Source organism: Streptosporangium sp. NPDC048886 (genome assembly GCF_055586905.1).
In genome coordinates this window covers 52,874-65,969 of sequence record NZ_JBVJHH010000021.1, presented here as the reverse complement: position 1 = coordinate 65,969, position 13,096 = coordinate 52,874, and the positions used below count along the sequence as shown (strand labels likewise).

General features: G+C 70.1%; 16 protein-coding genes and 1 pseudogene. 7 read left to right on the top strand and 10 right to left on the bottom strand.

Going from position 1 to position 13,096, the window contains the following annotated elements; genetic code table 11:
• Positions 1–440: 440 nt before the first annotated feature.
• The gene (locus ACZ6R6_RS25685) at positions 441–1,283 is read right to left on the bottom strand and encodes a helix-turn-helix transcriptional regulator (RefSeq protein WP_470097320.1); all 843 of its coding nucleotides are present in this window, start codon (positions 1,281–1,283) and stop codon (positions 441–443) included.
• A 144-nt stretch (positions 1,284–1,427) separates the two neighbouring features.
• Between ACZ6R6_RS25685 and ACZ6R6_RS25680 the strand changes: the two genes are divergently transcribed.
• On the top strand, positions 1,428–2,207 hold the full coding sequence (locus ACZ6R6_RS25680) for an NAD(P)H-dependent oxidoreductase (protein ID WP_470097319.1): 780 nt from the start codon (positions 1,428–1,430) through the stop codon (positions 2,205–2,207).
• Positions 2,208–2,291: 84 nt separating this feature from the next.
• Here the strand turns inward: ACZ6R6_RS25680 and ACZ6R6_RS25675 are convergent, their stop codons facing one another.
• Both ACZ6R6_RS25675 and ACZ6R6_RS25670 read right to left on the bottom strand, forming a co-directional pair.
• A complete protein-coding gene (locus tag ACZ6R6_RS25675) occupies positions 2,292–2,984 on the bottom strand; it encodes an MFS transporter (RefSeq protein WP_470097318.1) in 693 nt (230 codons plus the stop codon).
• Positions 2,960–3,235, bottom strand: a complete 276-nt coding sequence (locus ACZ6R6_RS25670; RefSeq protein WP_470097317.1) for a hypothetical protein — start codon at positions 3,233–3,235, stop codon at positions 2,960–2,962. The genes ACZ6R6_RS25675 and ACZ6R6_RS25670 overlap by 25 nt, the downstream gene beginning before the upstream one ends.
• Positions 3,236–3,348: 113 nt before the next feature.
• On the opposite strand from ACZ6R6_RS25670, the gene ACZ6R6_RS25665 reads away from it, so the two are divergent.
• The 3 genes and pseudogenes from ACZ6R6_RS25665 (at position 3,349) to ACZ6R6_RS25655 (ending at position 4,785) form a co-directional block, all read left to right on the top strand.
• Positions 3,349–3,519, top strand: coding sequence for a hypothetical protein (locus ACZ6R6_RS25665; RefSeq protein WP_470097315.1), 171 nt, complete (start codon positions 3,349–3,351; stop codon positions 3,517–3,519).
• 369 nt (positions 3,520–3,888) lie between these two features.
• Positions 3,889–4,011 (top strand): annotated as a pseudogene (locus ACZ6R6_RS25660) (zinc finger domain-containing protein); the annotation flags it as partial.
• 3 nt (positions 4,012–4,014) lie between these two features.
• The gene (locus ACZ6R6_RS25655) at positions 4,015–4,785 is read left to right on the top strand and encodes a recombinase family protein (RefSeq protein ID WP_470097313.1); all 771 of its coding nucleotides are present in this window, start codon (positions 4,015–4,017) and stop codon (positions 4,783–4,785) included.
• Here the strand turns inward: ACZ6R6_RS25655 and ACZ6R6_RS25650 are convergent.
• The 3 genes from ACZ6R6_RS25650 to ACZ6R6_RS25640 all read right to left on the bottom strand — a co-directional run bounded on the left by ACZ6R6_RS25650 (position 4,780) and on the right by ACZ6R6_RS25640 (position 6,993).
• A complete protein-coding gene (locus ACZ6R6_RS25650; RefSeq protein WP_470097311.1) occupies positions 4,780–5,196 on the bottom strand; it encodes a hypothetical protein in 417 nt (138 codons plus the stop codon). The genes ACZ6R6_RS25655 and ACZ6R6_RS25650 overlap by 6 nt on opposite strands.
• A 196-nt stretch (positions 5,197–5,392) precedes the next feature.
• Complete coding sequence (locus tag ACZ6R6_RS25645; RefSeq protein WP_470097309.1) at positions 5,393–5,869, bottom strand: DUF6326 family protein; 477 nt, start codon at positions 5,867–5,869, stop codon at positions 5,393–5,395.
• A gap of 95 nt (positions 5,870–5,964) precedes the next feature.
• The gene (locus ACZ6R6_RS25640) at positions 5,965–6,993 is read right to left on the bottom strand and encodes an NAD(P)-dependent alcohol dehydrogenase (protein WP_470097307.1); all 1,029 of its coding nucleotides are present in this window, start codon (positions 6,991–6,993) and stop codon (positions 5,965–5,967) included.
• Between the two features lie 117 nt (positions 6,994–7,110).
• Here ACZ6R6_RS25640 and ACZ6R6_RS25635 point away from each other — a divergent pair, with 117 nt between their 5' ends.
• Entirely contained in the window at positions 7,111–7,785 is a 675-nt protein-coding gene (locus ACZ6R6_RS25635) for a TetR/AcrR family transcriptional regulator C-terminal domain-containing protein (protein ID WP_470097305.1), read from the top strand.
• 142 nt (positions 7,786–7,927) lie between these two features.
• Here the strand turns inward: ACZ6R6_RS25635 and ACZ6R6_RS25630 are convergent, their stop codons facing one another.
• The 4 genes from ACZ6R6_RS25630 to ACZ6R6_RS25615 are packed head-to-tail and all read right to left on the bottom strand — an operon-like array spanning position 7,928 to position 9,801.
• The gene (locus ACZ6R6_RS25630) at positions 7,928–8,092 is read right to left on the bottom strand and encodes a helix-turn-helix domain-containing protein (protein ID WP_470097303.1); all 165 of its coding nucleotides are present in this window, start codon (positions 8,090–8,092) and stop codon (positions 7,928–7,930) included.
• A 16-nt stretch (positions 8,093–8,108) separates the two neighbouring features.
• Positions 8,109–8,585: a Tn3 family transposase gene (locus tag ACZ6R6_RS25625; protein ID WP_470097496.1), complete on the bottom strand. Its 477-nt coding sequence runs from the start codon at positions 8,583–8,585 to the stop codon at positions 8,109–8,111.
• Positions 8,585–9,346: a hypothetical protein gene (locus tag ACZ6R6_RS25620; protein WP_470097301.1), complete on the bottom strand. Its 762-nt coding sequence runs from the start codon at positions 9,344–9,346 to the stop codon at positions 8,585–8,587. The genes ACZ6R6_RS25625 and ACZ6R6_RS25620 overlap by 1 nt, the downstream gene beginning before the upstream one ends.
• Positions 9,292–9,801, bottom strand: coding sequence for a DUF4158 domain-containing protein (locus ACZ6R6_RS25615; RefSeq protein ID WP_470097300.1), 510 nt, complete (start codon positions 9,799–9,801; stop codon positions 9,292–9,294). The genes ACZ6R6_RS25620 and ACZ6R6_RS25615 overlap by 55 nt, the downstream gene beginning before the upstream one ends.
• Positions 9,802–9,957: 156 nt before the next feature.
• Between ACZ6R6_RS25615 and ACZ6R6_RS25610 the strand changes: the two genes are divergently transcribed.
• Both ACZ6R6_RS25610 and ACZ6R6_RS25605 read left to right on the top strand, forming a co-directional pair.
• The gene (locus tag ACZ6R6_RS25610; protein WP_470097298.1) at positions 9,958–12,831 is read left to right on the top strand and encodes a helix-turn-helix transcriptional regulator; all 2,874 of its coding nucleotides are present in this window, start codon (positions 9,958–9,960) and stop codon (positions 12,829–12,831) included.
• Positions 12,832–12,903: 72 nt separating this feature from the next.
• Positions 12,904–13,053: a hypothetical protein gene (locus tag ACZ6R6_RS25605; RefSeq protein WP_306869951.1), complete on the top strand. Its 150-nt coding sequence runs from the start codon at positions 12,904–12,906 to the stop codon at positions 13,051–13,053.
• The last annotated feature ends 43 nt before the right edge of the window (positions 13,054–13,096 follow it).

Sequence of the window (13,096 nt, the reverse complement as noted above, 5' to 3'; positions counted from 1 at the left end):
GCGACGGCGACCTGCTGACCGTCCAGGAGGTCGACCGGCATCGCCGCCGGAGTCAAAGTCTCCGTCGGCGTCGTCCACAAGCCCTTGGCGGCCATCGAGGGCAACCCCACTGACCAGCCCCCGACCTCTTGAGGAGAGCGCCCTGCCGCTGCCCCAGATCCCGCTCGACGACCCGCGTGTCCTGGCCCTGGCCAAGGCTCACCAGCAGCTCGTGCCCCACGGACGGGCGCTCGCCCCGACCTGGGAGGAGCTGACTGACAAGGAGCAGGAGGGCTCCCCTTCCCGATGCCCGGACGCCACTCCGCGTCCGAACTCCAGGCGAAATCCCCTGCACGCCTGCCTCGCCACCCTCGGTCAGTACGTCCGCCTCGGCGCAGACACAGCCGAACGCATCGCTCGCGAAGATGCCCCGCCAACCGCCGCTGCTGACCCCAACGGGCTTATTTCGTTACCGGCAGGCCTTTCACTGTGGGATGTCCATCACCACTGAGCGCGCCCAGCAGGCGCAGCCCGTCCTCAGTAGGGCTCCCGGGTGCCGCGGACAGCACCAGCAGCTCCATGCCCGATTCATCCGGCAGCGCGAAGTTCTCCTGGTGCAGTTCCAGCAGTCCGACCAGTGGGTGCCGGTACGCCTTGCGTCCATGTGCGCGGGCGCGCACGTCCGCGCGGGCCCAGAGGCGGCGGAAGCGCTCGCTGCCCATCGCCAGCTCGCCGATAAGCGAGGCCAGCCCCGGGTCGTCGGGGTACTTCCCGGCCGCCAGGCGCAGGTGCCCGACCACGTCGAGGGTGCAGGTCTCCCAGTCGGCGTACAGGCCGCGCTCGGCCTCCTCAAGGAAGATGTGCCGGGCGGTGTTCAAGCCAGGCATCTCCCGGCCGAAGAGAAGCCCGGCGAGGCGGTTCCCGGCGACCACGTCCAGCCGGTGGTCCATGATCAGGGCGGGCGCGTCGGTGACTAGGTCAAGTACGCGCAGCAGCTCCGGCCGCAGGCGCCCGCTGGGAGACTTCGCGCGGCGGCGGCGCTGCCGCGCGAGCCGGGACAGGTGCCCGCGTTCGGTCTCATCGAGTCCGAAGACGCGGGCGAGCGCGTCGAGGACCTGTTCGGAGGGCTGGGTGGCGCGGCCCTGCTCCAGGCGTACGTAGTAGTCGACGCTGACCCCGGACAGGTGCGCGACCTCTTCGCGGCGCAGCCCTTCGACGCGGCGGCGGCTGTCGGTGGGGATGCCGGCGGCGGAAGGGTCGACCCGGGAACGTCGGGTGCGCAGGAAGCCCGCGAGATCGTCCATGCGCCCCATTATGGCTCTGATTGCGCAGGTGAAGGTGGTCCTGCCAGTACCAGGAAGTCCCGTCCGATGGAAGAGGCGCCCCTGAATGACGCGGCCTCGGTGGTCGAGCATCGATGGCGACACACCTCGTTGAAGGGAACAGCCATGAAGACGCTCATCGTCTACGCCCACCCCGAGCCCCGTTCGCTGAACGGCTCGCTGAAGGACCTCGCCGTGTCCACTCTCGAAGCCGCCGGGCACGAGGTGCGGGTGAGCGACCTGTACACGATGAGCTGGAAGGCCGTGGTGGACGCGGCGGACTTCGGCGAGCAGGCCACGAGCCCGCTGCGGGTGATACCGAGTTCGGGTGGAGCGTACAACGCCGGCGCGCTCACGCCCGACGTGGCGGCCGAGCAGGAGAAGCTGCTGTGGGCCGACACGGTGATCTTCCAGTTCCCGCTGTGGTGGTACACGATGCCGGCGATTCTCAAAGGCTGGGTGGACCGGGTGTTCTCCTTCCGCTTCGCGTACGGCGTCGGAGTGCACGACGAGACCCGGTACGGCGAGCGTTTCGGTGAGGGGACGCTGCAGGGGCGGCGGGCGATCCTGTCGGTGACCATCGGGGGCCCCGAGTCCCACTACACCGATCGCGGGATCAACGGCCCGATCGAGGACCTGCTGTTCCCGATCCATCACGGGATTCTGTACTACCCGGGTGTGGAGGTGCTGCCGCCGTTCGTGCTGTATGGCAGCGACAGGATCACCGACGGTGACTTCGAGGACGCCGCCAAGGCATGGAAGGAGCGGCTGCTGTCGCTGGAGACGACCGAGCCGATCGCGTTTCGGCGCCAGAACTCCGGTGACTACGAGATTCCGTCACTGCGGTTGAAGGAGGGCCTGGAGGTGCCGGGCCGCAAGGGTTTCGGCCTGCACGTGCGGGGCTAGCCGCCAGCGAGGGGACAGGACGAGTGACCACCCGCATCAGAACGGCCAGTGACGATAACCCGAGCCCCGGCGGCTCGCCTAACGTCACTGGCCGTTCGGTTGCTGCTCAACCCCCGAGACGGTGCCGTTGGCGGCCACGGCGAGCAGCGCCATGGCCGCGGCCAGCACCAGGACGATGGTGACGACGGCCTGGCGCAGCCGTCCGGTGATCAGGGCGCCGGCGATGAAGTTGCCGCACAGGCCGGCGGCGCCGAAGACCAGCAGCAGCGTGCTGACCACACCGGCGTCGACGCCGTCGCCCTGCAGGATGGGCCTGACGAAGGTGTGGGCGGCGAAGTGCCCGGTGATGACGAGAAATGTCATCGCGATGCCCAGCCGGACGCCGGCGTGGGAGCGGAAAGCCTCGGGGAGGGCGGAAAAGAAGATCGTGTGCTGCGGCGCCACTTTCGGCATCAGCACGACCATGCCCGCCAGCGAGGTCAGGCCGAGGAGGCCGACGGCCGCGAACGCGATGCGCCAGCCGCTGAGGTCACCGATCAGCGTGCCGACGGGCACGCCGAGGACGGACGCGGCCTCGACACCGCCGAAGATGACGGCGGTGGCGCGGGCCATGTGCCGTTCGGGCACCAGGCGCAGCGCGATGCCGCCGGCCAGGGCCCAGAACCCGCCCACGCTGATGCCGATCAGCACGCGTGCGACGAGCACGACGGCGAATCCGGTGGCGAAGACCGACACCAGATTGGCCACGCCCATCAGGCCCACCAGGACGGCCAGCACCAGCCGGCGGTCGACGGCACCAGGGGCGCCGAGACGGCGGCGACCAGGCCGGGCACCGTGACCATCAGGCCCGCCGTGCCCTCGGAGACCTCCAGGGCCGAGCCGATCGGGGTGAGCAGGCCCACCGGCAGCAGCTCGGAGGTCATCAGGGCGAAGATGCCCAGCGACACGGCGAGCACGGCGGACCACCCCTTGGCGGGAGAGCCGCCGGCGCCAGGAGAGGTCTGCGGAGGGGAATCGGTGGGGGTCACGGCGGCTTCCTTCGTCGGCGAGCAGGTCGCGGGTCGCGGAGATCAGGTCGTGGGCGTGAGGGCATGGGCATGGGACGGGCGGGCGTGAACGTGGGACGGGCATGAGAGGGGCGGTGGATGTGCGGCCACCGCCCGTGGGTTGCGGCAAGCGTGCGGACGGCTACTGCGTGCCGGGCGTCTTACGCGTGGTCGCGTTCATGCGGTTCCAGGCGTTGACGGTGAAGATCAGCGCGATGAGCTGGGCCAGTTCCCTGTCGTCGAAGTGCTGTCGGGCCTGGGCGTAGACCTCATCCGAGACGCCCCCCGGGAGCAGGGTGACGGCCTCGCTCAGGGCGAGGGCGGCCCGCTCTTCCGCCGTGTAGAGGCTGGATTCGTGCCAGGCGCTGAGCTGGTAGATGGCCCGTGACTAACGATCTTGCGAAAACTGGCGCTAAGGATGACCTTGGGGTTCAGGGCGGTTCGTCGTTCTCATAAACGATCCATTCTGGGAGCAAGATCAACCGATCAACCGATCCGCCGACGAGCCGGATCCGGGCCGAATCTGTTCTCACAACCCGTTCTCACTCAAGAGAGCGCGGCGAGGGTTGTCGGAAATGTTTGTAAGAACATTGTGGAGTGACCGACGCTGAGATCCGCGACGCCGACGACGTCGAGCGCCACCCTGCCCCCGCTGCGGCGTCCAGCCCGGCTCGCCGTGCCGGGCACGGTCCGGGGCGGTCGCCGGCACGTACCACACCGGGCGGTTCACCCAGGTTCCCCGCCTGGCGAAGATGCTGCGGGTGCCCACGCCTGTCGACCGCGGCCCCGGGCAGCCTTGGCGGCCGGGCACCCCGCCGCCGGTCGCGCCGCGCTCGGACGGCCCGGCCGCCGACATCCGGATCGGGTACGCCCGGTGCAGCACCTTGCGGCAGGAGCTCCAGCCGCAGCTCGACGCCCTCGCCGCGTACGGCATACCCCGGGACAAAATTTTCTCCGAGAAGATCAGCACCCGGGTGCGCCTCCGACCGCAGTTCGAGGCGGCCCTGGCCACCGCCCGGGAGATCAAGGCGCACGCCCCGCACTGCCGGGTCATCGTCACCGTGTACGAGATGAAGCGGCTCGGCCGCGACGGCGCCGAGCTGACCGCCATCGCCGATCACCTCGCCGCGCACGGCCTGGCCCTGGAGATGCTCGCCGGCCCGCTGGCCGGGATCTACGACCCGGCCGGGCACGGCCGGATCCTGTTCGCGTTCTTCGCCGCGCTGGCCGAGACCGAGCGCGACAGCATCCGCGAGGGCACTCTCGAAGGGCTCGACGCCGCCGCGCGCCAGGGCAAGCACGGCGGCCGGCCGCCGGTGATCACCGAGGACATGCTGCACACCGTGCTGCGCCGTCAGGCGGCCGGGGAGAAGGTCGAGGCCATCGCGCCGGACCTGGTCATCGCCTCGGGGAAGCGCCGGGGGCAGTCGCCGAGTGTGGCCAGCGTCTACCGGGCCCTGGCAGCGCACGCCAAGGCGAGCGCGTATCCCGACGCCGTGGAGGCGGCCCGCGCGGAGTTCGCCGGCCTATAGCCGTTCGTACTCCTCGTCGAAGTCGACGTCTGGATCGTGATCCGGATCATCCAGGAGCTCGGCCAGCTCGGTAGTGACGTCGTCGGCCCACCCGTCGGTCATACCGGCACCCCAGCCCGGGTGCGCAGGGAAAGCCGCAACGACCCGGCTGGCTTCCTCCGGCCGCTCGAAGCCCGGCAAGCCCGATGCCGGGGTCAGCTTCGCCGTGGCAGGGTCGACGACCATCGCCGTGCCATTGGTGTTCCAGGACTCAACCGCTCGCCAAGTCTGTCCGTTGGCGCCGCTGCCGTCGTAGCGAGCGACCCAACCTGTGGGCGTGAAATCCATTCGGCCAGTCTCCGCCATGAGCCCGACGGCGATGGTGGCGTCGTTGGCCGCGCCACGCAGGCAGTGAATTATTCCGATGTCCATTGCGGAATGGAATGATCACTGAGCGCGATTCCAAACCGCCCAAGCGGTGGGCTTCTGAGCATTTCGGCATGTGCATACCGGACCGTTCGTGAGCAGGTTCTCAGCGCATACGGCGACTGAGCTGGTCACGGTCGGCGGTGTCCGCGGCGGCGGGCTTCACGCCGTAGGACTTTCCGAGGCGCGCTTACACGGATACCTACTGTCGAAGGTCGGTCGTCGCGGGACCTGCTGGGACGGCGGGGGTTCGAGGCCATGTCCAGGCGGAGCGCAGGATGAAGGCCAGGAGCAGCACCTCGACTCCGATGGAGAGGCCGTAGAAGGAGGCCCACTCCCAGGACTCCCCTACCGCGTTGACCACCGAGTAGGGGATGTAGAGCAATGCAACGACGAGGTTCGTGGCGCGGTTCACCCGGGCGGGCAGCGTCATGGAGAGCACCACCATAAGGGCCGGGATCGACACGGACACGAGCATCATGGTCAACAACGTCGGGCTGATGTCGAACTCAAAGACGACGCCAACCAGGATGTCGTCGATGACGCCGGGCTTGAAGAAGTTGAAGATGTCGACGTAGGCGTAGAGAAACATGAAGCTGGTCCATGCGGCGGCGAACTTGGCCTGCACGGGAATCGGCGGGTTGTCGAGCAGGTTCGGCGATTTCGTTCGGATGGTCATCGGTTCTTCTTTCGAGAGGACGGTCCCTCCGCCGGAGTGGCGGCAGGTCTGGGCGTGCATACGCACGGGTTGGGTCGTTGTCGTCGGTCCGGTCGTCAGACGGTGACGACGACCTTCCCTCGGGTGTGGCCGGCCGCGACGTAGCGGAGGGCGTCGGCTGCTTCGTCGAGGGGGTAGGTGCGGTCGATGACGGGCGTGACCTGCCCGGTCGTGAGCAGTTCGGCCAGGGTGAGCAGGTCCTGGCGCTTCCCGATCGACGTGAAGGGCTTCAGCTGCTGACGGGTGAACCCGGACAGCACGCGCGCTTTGACGATCCGGCCGAGGGGGCCGAGCCAGCGGCCGCCGCGTCCGCTGTTGGGGATGAGGGTGCCGGTGGGCGTCAGCACTCGGCGGACAGCAGCCAGGGGCTGGGCTTCCACGTTGTCGAGGATGACGTCGTAGCGCTTCTCGGTGCGGGTGAAGTCGGTTCTCGTGTAGTCAACGACATGGTCGGCACCGAGCGACCGGACCAAGTCGACGTTGGGGGTGCTGCATACACCCGTCACCTCGGCGCCGAAAGCCTTGGCGATCTGCACGGCGAAGGAGCCCACGCCGCCCGACGCGCCCGTGACCAGCACCGTCTGGCCCGGTTGAACGTTCGCGATCTTGCGCAATGCCTGCAACGCCGTCATGGCCGACGTGGGCACCGCTGCCGCGTCCACGACCGACAGGTTTGCAGGCGTGGACACGAGGTTGTCCGCCGGGACGCAGGCGTACTCCGCGAGCGTTCCGGCGGTGCTCCAGCCGAACACCTCGTCGCCGGGGCGGAGAGCGGTGACATCCTTCCCGACCGCTGCCACCACGCCGGCGAGGTCCCTGCCAGGGATGCCGTGGCGCGGCCGGCGGAGCCCGAACGCCAGGCGCACCACATACGGCACACCGGTCATCACGAAGTAGTCGCCAGGGTGTACCGAGGCCGCGCCCACCTGGACGAGCACATCGCCTCGACCGGGCAGCGGTAGCCCGACGGCGGACGACTCGAGCACTGAGGGCGGCCCGTAGCGGTACTGGACGGCGGCCCGCATCGTCGCCGCCCCGGCCTGACTCGACCCGGCTCCGGCACTCGATCGCTGTTCGATTCCCACCGAAGCCTCCTCACGTCCGAGCTGCGACTCTCGCAGGCTCGTACACCGTACGTCGTACGCCGTACTATGATAGTACGATGTACGATTGTCAAGCCGTTCGAGGGAGCGAGGAGAACCGTGTCTGCGAGGGAACAACGCCAGGTCGCGTCAGACGCGGGGCTGAGCAAGCGGCGGGTGGTGGCCGAGGCGGTCCGGCTCGCTGACCGCGAGGGGGTCGGCGGGCTGAGCATGCGCCGGCTGGCTGGCGCGCTCGGCGCGGGCGCGATGTCGCTCTACTACTACGTGGCGAGCAAGGAGGAGTTGCTGGACGCCATGATCGACATCGTTTTCGAGGAGATCGAACTCCCGCCCGAAGAGACCGACTGGCAGTCGGCGATGCGACGGGAGGCGGTATCCACCCGACAGGTTCTCGCACGCCACCCGTGGGCGATCGGCCTGATGGAGTCGCGGACATCGCCGGGGCCCGCGAACCTCCGCCACCGCGAGGCGGTCACCGCCTGCCTGCGGAGGGCTGGCTTCTCGGTCCTGATGGCGACGCACGCCAATTGGTTGCTCAACAGCTATGTCTACGGTTTCGCCCTGCAGGAAGCCAGCCTGCAGTTCGACACCGCCGATGAGTTCGCGGACATGACCGAGGACGTCTTCCTGCCCCAGCTGCCTCCTGACGAGTTCCCCTTCCTCAACGAGTCCGCCGCGGCGCTCGTCGCTGCCGGCTACGACCCGGCGGAGGAGTTCATCTTCGGCCTCGACCTCGTCCTAGCCGCCCTGGAGCCCCTGAGAGCCTCCGCATAGCGACGCTCACGGACCGTCGCGCGGCCCCCTGCACCGCAGTTCCGATCCATAAGGGGGTTTCCTGACGATCTTGCGGCCAGGGGCCAAAAAGTTGAACTTGGTTGAGGAGTAGACGGCGCTTGATACTGGCGCTAAGGATGATCTAGGTGCGGGCTTCGGCTGGCGTGGCGCGTAGGTAGCTGTACACGGTTTCGCGGCTGATGCCGAATTCCTTTGCCAGCGCCGATTTCTGCTGTTTTTGCTGGTTACTACGGGGAGGTCGGCCAGCCCGGAGATTCAGCTCACGGGGTCCATGTTGTCTTCTCACCTGCCGGCCGGGCGGCTCACATCTGCCCGTCGTCGGTGCCCGGGTCGCGCAGGGCGCGGCGACCGTCGGAGTCGAGGTCGGGCGGGGTGAAGCTGTAGTGGCCGGCGACGTTGATGTGCCGGTGCCAGTACGGGTGCAGGCGGGCGACGTCAGCCTCGCGTACCGGGTACCCGTCGGCGCGCAGCCGGCCCAGGATCATGTCGAGGTAGACCGTGTTCCACAGCGTGATGGCGTTGACGACCAGGCCGAGGGCGCCGAGTTGGTCTTCCATCCCGGAGTGGTAGGCCTCGCGGAGTTCGCCCTTGCGGCCGTGGAAGACGTGCTTGGCCAGGCCGTGGCGTTCTTCCTGGAGGTTGCGGATCCACTTGATGTCGCGGCGGTAGCTTTCGCGGTCGGCGTAGGCGAGGGCGTGCAGCGTCTTGAAGATCCTGCCGAAGTGGGCGAGGGCGTCGCCGAGCCGGGTGGGGTTGCCGCCGTGCTGGAGCATCCGCATCACGTCGGAGGCGCTGATCGTTGATCATGTTGAGGTAGGCGGCGCCCTTCTTGCGGCCGAAGTACTTCGGGTTGGGCCGTGCGTGGATCGAGGCGGGCACCGCCGGAGACGTGGGTGTAGGCGGCGGCGAACTCCGGGTGCCAGCCCATCACTTCCAGGAGCAGGTCGCCGATGTCGACTTCGGGCATCATCGCCTGGCAGCGCTCCCGCAGGTCCGTCAGGGAGTCCGGTCGTGCCACGGCCTGCACTGCGGCGGCGTGCACCCGGCCCTCGCCGTCGACCGTCACGCCGCCGGCCTCGACGCGGGTGGCCATGTGCTGCCACATGCCGTCGAGCTCGGCCGCGTACGCCTCCAGGAGGTCGCCCGGCTCGTCCTCGACCGTGGTCGCCAGCAGCCGCACGAACCGGCGGACCAGGGGGTAGCGGGCCATCAGCGCCTGGCGCCACTCCCCATTCGGGTCGGCGTCGGGTGGCGCGACCTGGTGCACCCGGTCCACCGCGGCGCGCAGCTCCGTACGGGAGGCCACGTTCTCGATCGCGTCCCACAACTGCGTCACCGACAGATCAGCGCCCCAGTCGTCGGACTCCAGCAGCACCGCCACCACCGCCGCGAGCCTGGAGGCGTCGCGGGGCACCCGTGGGTACCGCTTGGCTTTGTCGGTATTCGACTGGCGCTCCGCCCGCGCGAGGAGCTCGTTGGTCATGATCAGGTCGAACAGTTCCAGGGCGTCGTCGGTGGCCTTGGCCTCCAGATACAGCACCGTCGACAACAGGGTGGCCAGCCGCTTGTCATACGGGCTCGTGCATCGATCCACCCGCACAGCTCGTCGCGGACCTCGGCGAACTCCCGCCACCCGTCCTCGGCCGCGATCTCGCGGCGGTGCTCCCACTTCGTGTTCGCCCGCTCCACGTAGGTCTTCACACATGAGGCGTCCGCGATCTTCAGCTGCGCCGCGAGCTCGTCCAGCACCACCGTCGGCACGTCGAGGGGATCGTCCAGGAACGTGCCCAGATAGCGGACCGTCGTGAGCTGGAGGGCGAACCCGAGCCGGTTGGCGTCCCCCCGCCGCTTCTCCAGCAACCACCGGTCGGAGTCATCGAGGAAGAAGAACCGCTCCAGATCCTCCACCGGCGGCGGACCATCGAACTGCCCGTACGCCGCGACCTGCCGCGCCGACAGGAAGCCCTTCTCATCGCTCTCGTCCTCAGTAGACACAAACGATCAAACAGCGTCGCCGACCTGGAAAGCGCCGCCCTGGACAGCCGTCGCACGTGACGCGGGCACGGGACGTGACGCCGTTTGTCATCTGAACAACGCACATCCGGCTGGTAGTCCTATTCGCACGCTTCGAGTGATGTGTAAGGTCGTGCCGTGATCACAGGCGTAGGTCGGATGGTGTCGCCGGTCCTGGTGGCGCGTGAGGCCGAGCTGGACCGGCTGGTCGCGGCGGTGGTGGCGGTGCCGTCAGTGGTCGTGGTGGAGGGCGAGGCCGGGATCGGCAAGACGCGGCTGGTGGCCGAGCTGGCCACCAGGCCGGAAGTCGCGGGACTGCGGTGGTTGAAGGGCGGCTGCGGCCAGGTCAGAGAGCCGTTCCCGCTGGGTCCGGTGGTGGAGGCGCTGCGCGGGCGGGCCACCGAGCTGAGCGGTGCCGCCCTGTCGCCGGTGACGGGAGCGTTGCGCGCGCTGCTGCCGGAGCTGCAGGACGTGCTGCCGCAGGCGCCGCCGTCGCTGGAGGATCGGGCGGCGGAGCTGCACCGGGTCCTGCGCGGGCTGGTGGAGGTGCTGGCCGCGCTGGGCCCGGCGGTGCTGGTGCTGGAGGACCTGCACTGGGCCGACCAGCAGACGGTCGAGTTCCTCGCCTATCTGGTACGGGCGCTGCCCGCCGGGCTGTCGGTGGTGCTGACCTACCGGGGCGAGGAGGCCGATCCGGCGCTGCGGGCGGTGACCACGCGCCCCGCTGACACGATCACCAGCGAGCACCTCGCGTTACGTCCGCTGGACATGGCCGGCACCCGCGCGCTCGCGGCGGCCATCCTGCAGACCCAGGAGGTGTCGGCCGAGTTCGCCGAGCACCTGTGCGCCCGCTCCTCCGGGCTGCCGCTCGCGGTCCAGGAACTGCTGGCGATGCTGCGCACGCAGGGCAAGCTGATCCGGTGGAAGGGCGGCTGGGCCCGCCGCGCCCTCGACGAGTTGGACGTGCCGGCGGGCGTGCGCGCCCCGGTGCAGGAACGTGTGGGCAGGATGCCGGCCGGCGCGCGGGCGGTCACGGAGGCGGCCGCCGTACTGCGGCTGGCCGTGCCCGCCGCGATGCTCGTCGAGGTGGCAGGGGTGAGCGGCACCGAGGCGCTGGACGAGGCGCTCGACTCCGGACTGCTCACCGAGCAGGGCGGCCTCGTGGCCTTCCGCCACGTGCTGGCCGCCGAAGCCGTCTACGAGGGCGTCACGCTCGGACGCCGCCAGGCGCTGCACGCCGCTGCGGCCGTGGCGATCCGCACCCTGCGGCCGACCCCGCTCGGGCAGGTCGCCCACCACCTGCGTCACGCGGGCCGTCCGGACGAGTGGGTGGCGGCGGCGGTCGCGGCGGCCGAGCACGCGACGGGGCTGGGCAACGACGCCGAGGCCGCGCGTCTGCTGGAGGAGGTGCTCCGGCACGCCGGTCTCGATCCGGTACGGCGGGCCGAGCTGACCATCCGCCTCGGCTGGGCCGCCACCTACACGCTGCGCATCCCCGCCATCGGCGAGATGCTCGAGGAGGCGCTGAGCCACGACCTGCCCCAGAGCCTGCGTGGGGAACTGCGCATCCTGCTCGCCCTGTATCTCGACACCATCAGGGTCGACGATCTGCGAGTACGGCAGGCGTTCGCGGACGCGGTACCCGACCTGGTGGAGCTGCCGGAGCTGGCCGCCTGGGCCATGGTCGGCATGGGCGTGCCGACCACGACGGACGTGCCGTTCGCCGAGCGCCTGCCCTGGCTGGAACGCGCCCTGGAGACCGTGCCCGCCGACGGCGAGCCGGGGCCGAGGGTGTTCGTGCTCGGCAAGGTCGCGATGATCTTCGTGAGTTCAGGCGACCCTCGCTGGTGGGCGCTGACCGAGCGGATCCTGGAGGAGACCGGCGGCCGTCCGGTCGGCCGCCGGGAGGTCGGCGCCTACAGGTCCATCGGCGGCACCGCCGTCGACGCGGGACACCACCGGGTGGCGACGCGGCTGCTGGAGGCGGCCCTCGACGCCGGTCGCGGGGCGAGCGGTTCCGCCCGGGACGATCTCTCGCTACGCGCCAGCCTGGCACTGGCGCGCTACTACGGCGGCGCGTGGGACGGGCTGCGCGAGGAGCTCGCCGAGCTGCGCGAGCAGTGCGGCAACCGCCCGCATGAACGCCTTCACGTCGACCTCATCGCGGCCTGCCTGGCTCCGGCGCCCAGCCGGCTCGACGCCGCGCGGTCCATGCTCGCCGGGCTGATCCGCGACCTGCGGGTGCGGGGCGACCTCGACATGGCGGCCGCTCCGGTGACCACGCTGTTGCGGCTCGCCTCCGCCGGCGACGGAGCCGGGGCGGCGCTCGCGGAGACGGCCGACGTGGTCGCCGGGTGGGAGGCCAGGGACCTGTGGCCGATAGGGGTGCGGGCCGTGGCCGCGGTGACGGAGGCACTGCTGTCCGTCGGCCGGCAGCGGGAGGCCGCCGAGCTGGTCTGCCGCTATGAGATCCGGTTACGTGGCATGGACGCGCCGCTGGCCGTACCGGCTCTGGCGCAGGCGTACGGGCATCTGGACGCGCACGCCGGACGGTGGGCGCGGGCCGCCGAGCGGTACGGGGAGGCGGCTGCGGCCTACGCGGAGCTGCCCGCGCGCTACGACGCGGCCCAGGCCGTCGAGCAGCAGGCCGCCTGCCTGTCCGCGCTCGGCGACCCGGGGGCCGGACCCGCGCTGACGCGGGCCATCGAGGCGTACACCCGGCTGGAGGCCCGCTGGGACCTCGACCGGGCCACCCAGCTCGGCCGCCGCTGGGGCCTGCGCCCCACCAGCCGGATACGGCCGGGCCACGACGGCGGGGCGGAGGGCCTGTCCGCCCGGCAGTCGCAGGTCGCCAGGCTCGCCGCGAAGGGGCTGACCAACCAGGAGATCGCCCGGCAGATGTTCCTGTCGCCGAAGACGGTCGACAAGCACCTGGGCGTGGCCATGCGCAAGCTGGGCGCGCGCTCGCGCACCGAACTGGGGCGTCACTTGGGAGGCACCCCAGGTTCCTGATCCTGAAATTGGGGTGTTCACCCCATGCTCGCCCCATATCCCCATTCACGGGGTGCGCGCGACTCTTTCCCCATGCCCGAAGACACGCCCGCACGCACCGATCGCGTGCCCGATCCACCGCGGCCCGAGCTCCAGCCGGACGAGCCCGCGAGCGCGCAGCAGGTGTCCGAGGACCCCGGCACGGAGGAGATCCAGCCACCGGACGGCTTCGAGCCGCTCTGACCCACCCCCTGAAAGGCGAAACACCCCTCATGAGCATGAACAC

Bases quoted from the DNA above. Each gene is read 5' to 3' on its own strand.
- ACZ6R6_RS25680 (WP_470097319.1), top strand. From the start codon at position 1,428: ATGAAGACGCTCATCGTCTACGCCCACCCCGAGCCCCGTTCGCTGAAC.
- ACZ6R6_RS25605 (WP_306869951.1), top strand. From the start codon at position 12,904: ATGCCCGAAGACACGCCCGCACGCACCGATCGCGTGCCCGATCCACCG.
- ACZ6R6_RS25645 (WP_470097309.1), bottom strand. From the start codon at position 5,869: ATGACCATCCGAACGAAATCGCCGAACCTGCTCGACAACCCGCCGATT.
- ACZ6R6_RS25650 (WP_470097311.1), bottom strand. From the start codon at position 5,196: ATGGACATCGGAATAATTCACTGCCTGCGTGGCGCGGCCAACGACGCC.
- ACZ6R6_RS25625 (WP_470097496.1), bottom strand. From the start codon at position 8,585: ATGCGGATGCTCCAGCACGGCGGCAACCCCACCCGGCTCGGCGACGCC.
- ACZ6R6_RS25685 (WP_470097320.1), bottom strand. From the start codon at position 1,283: ATGGACGATCTCGCGGGCTTCCTGCGCACCCGACGTTCCCGGGTCGAC.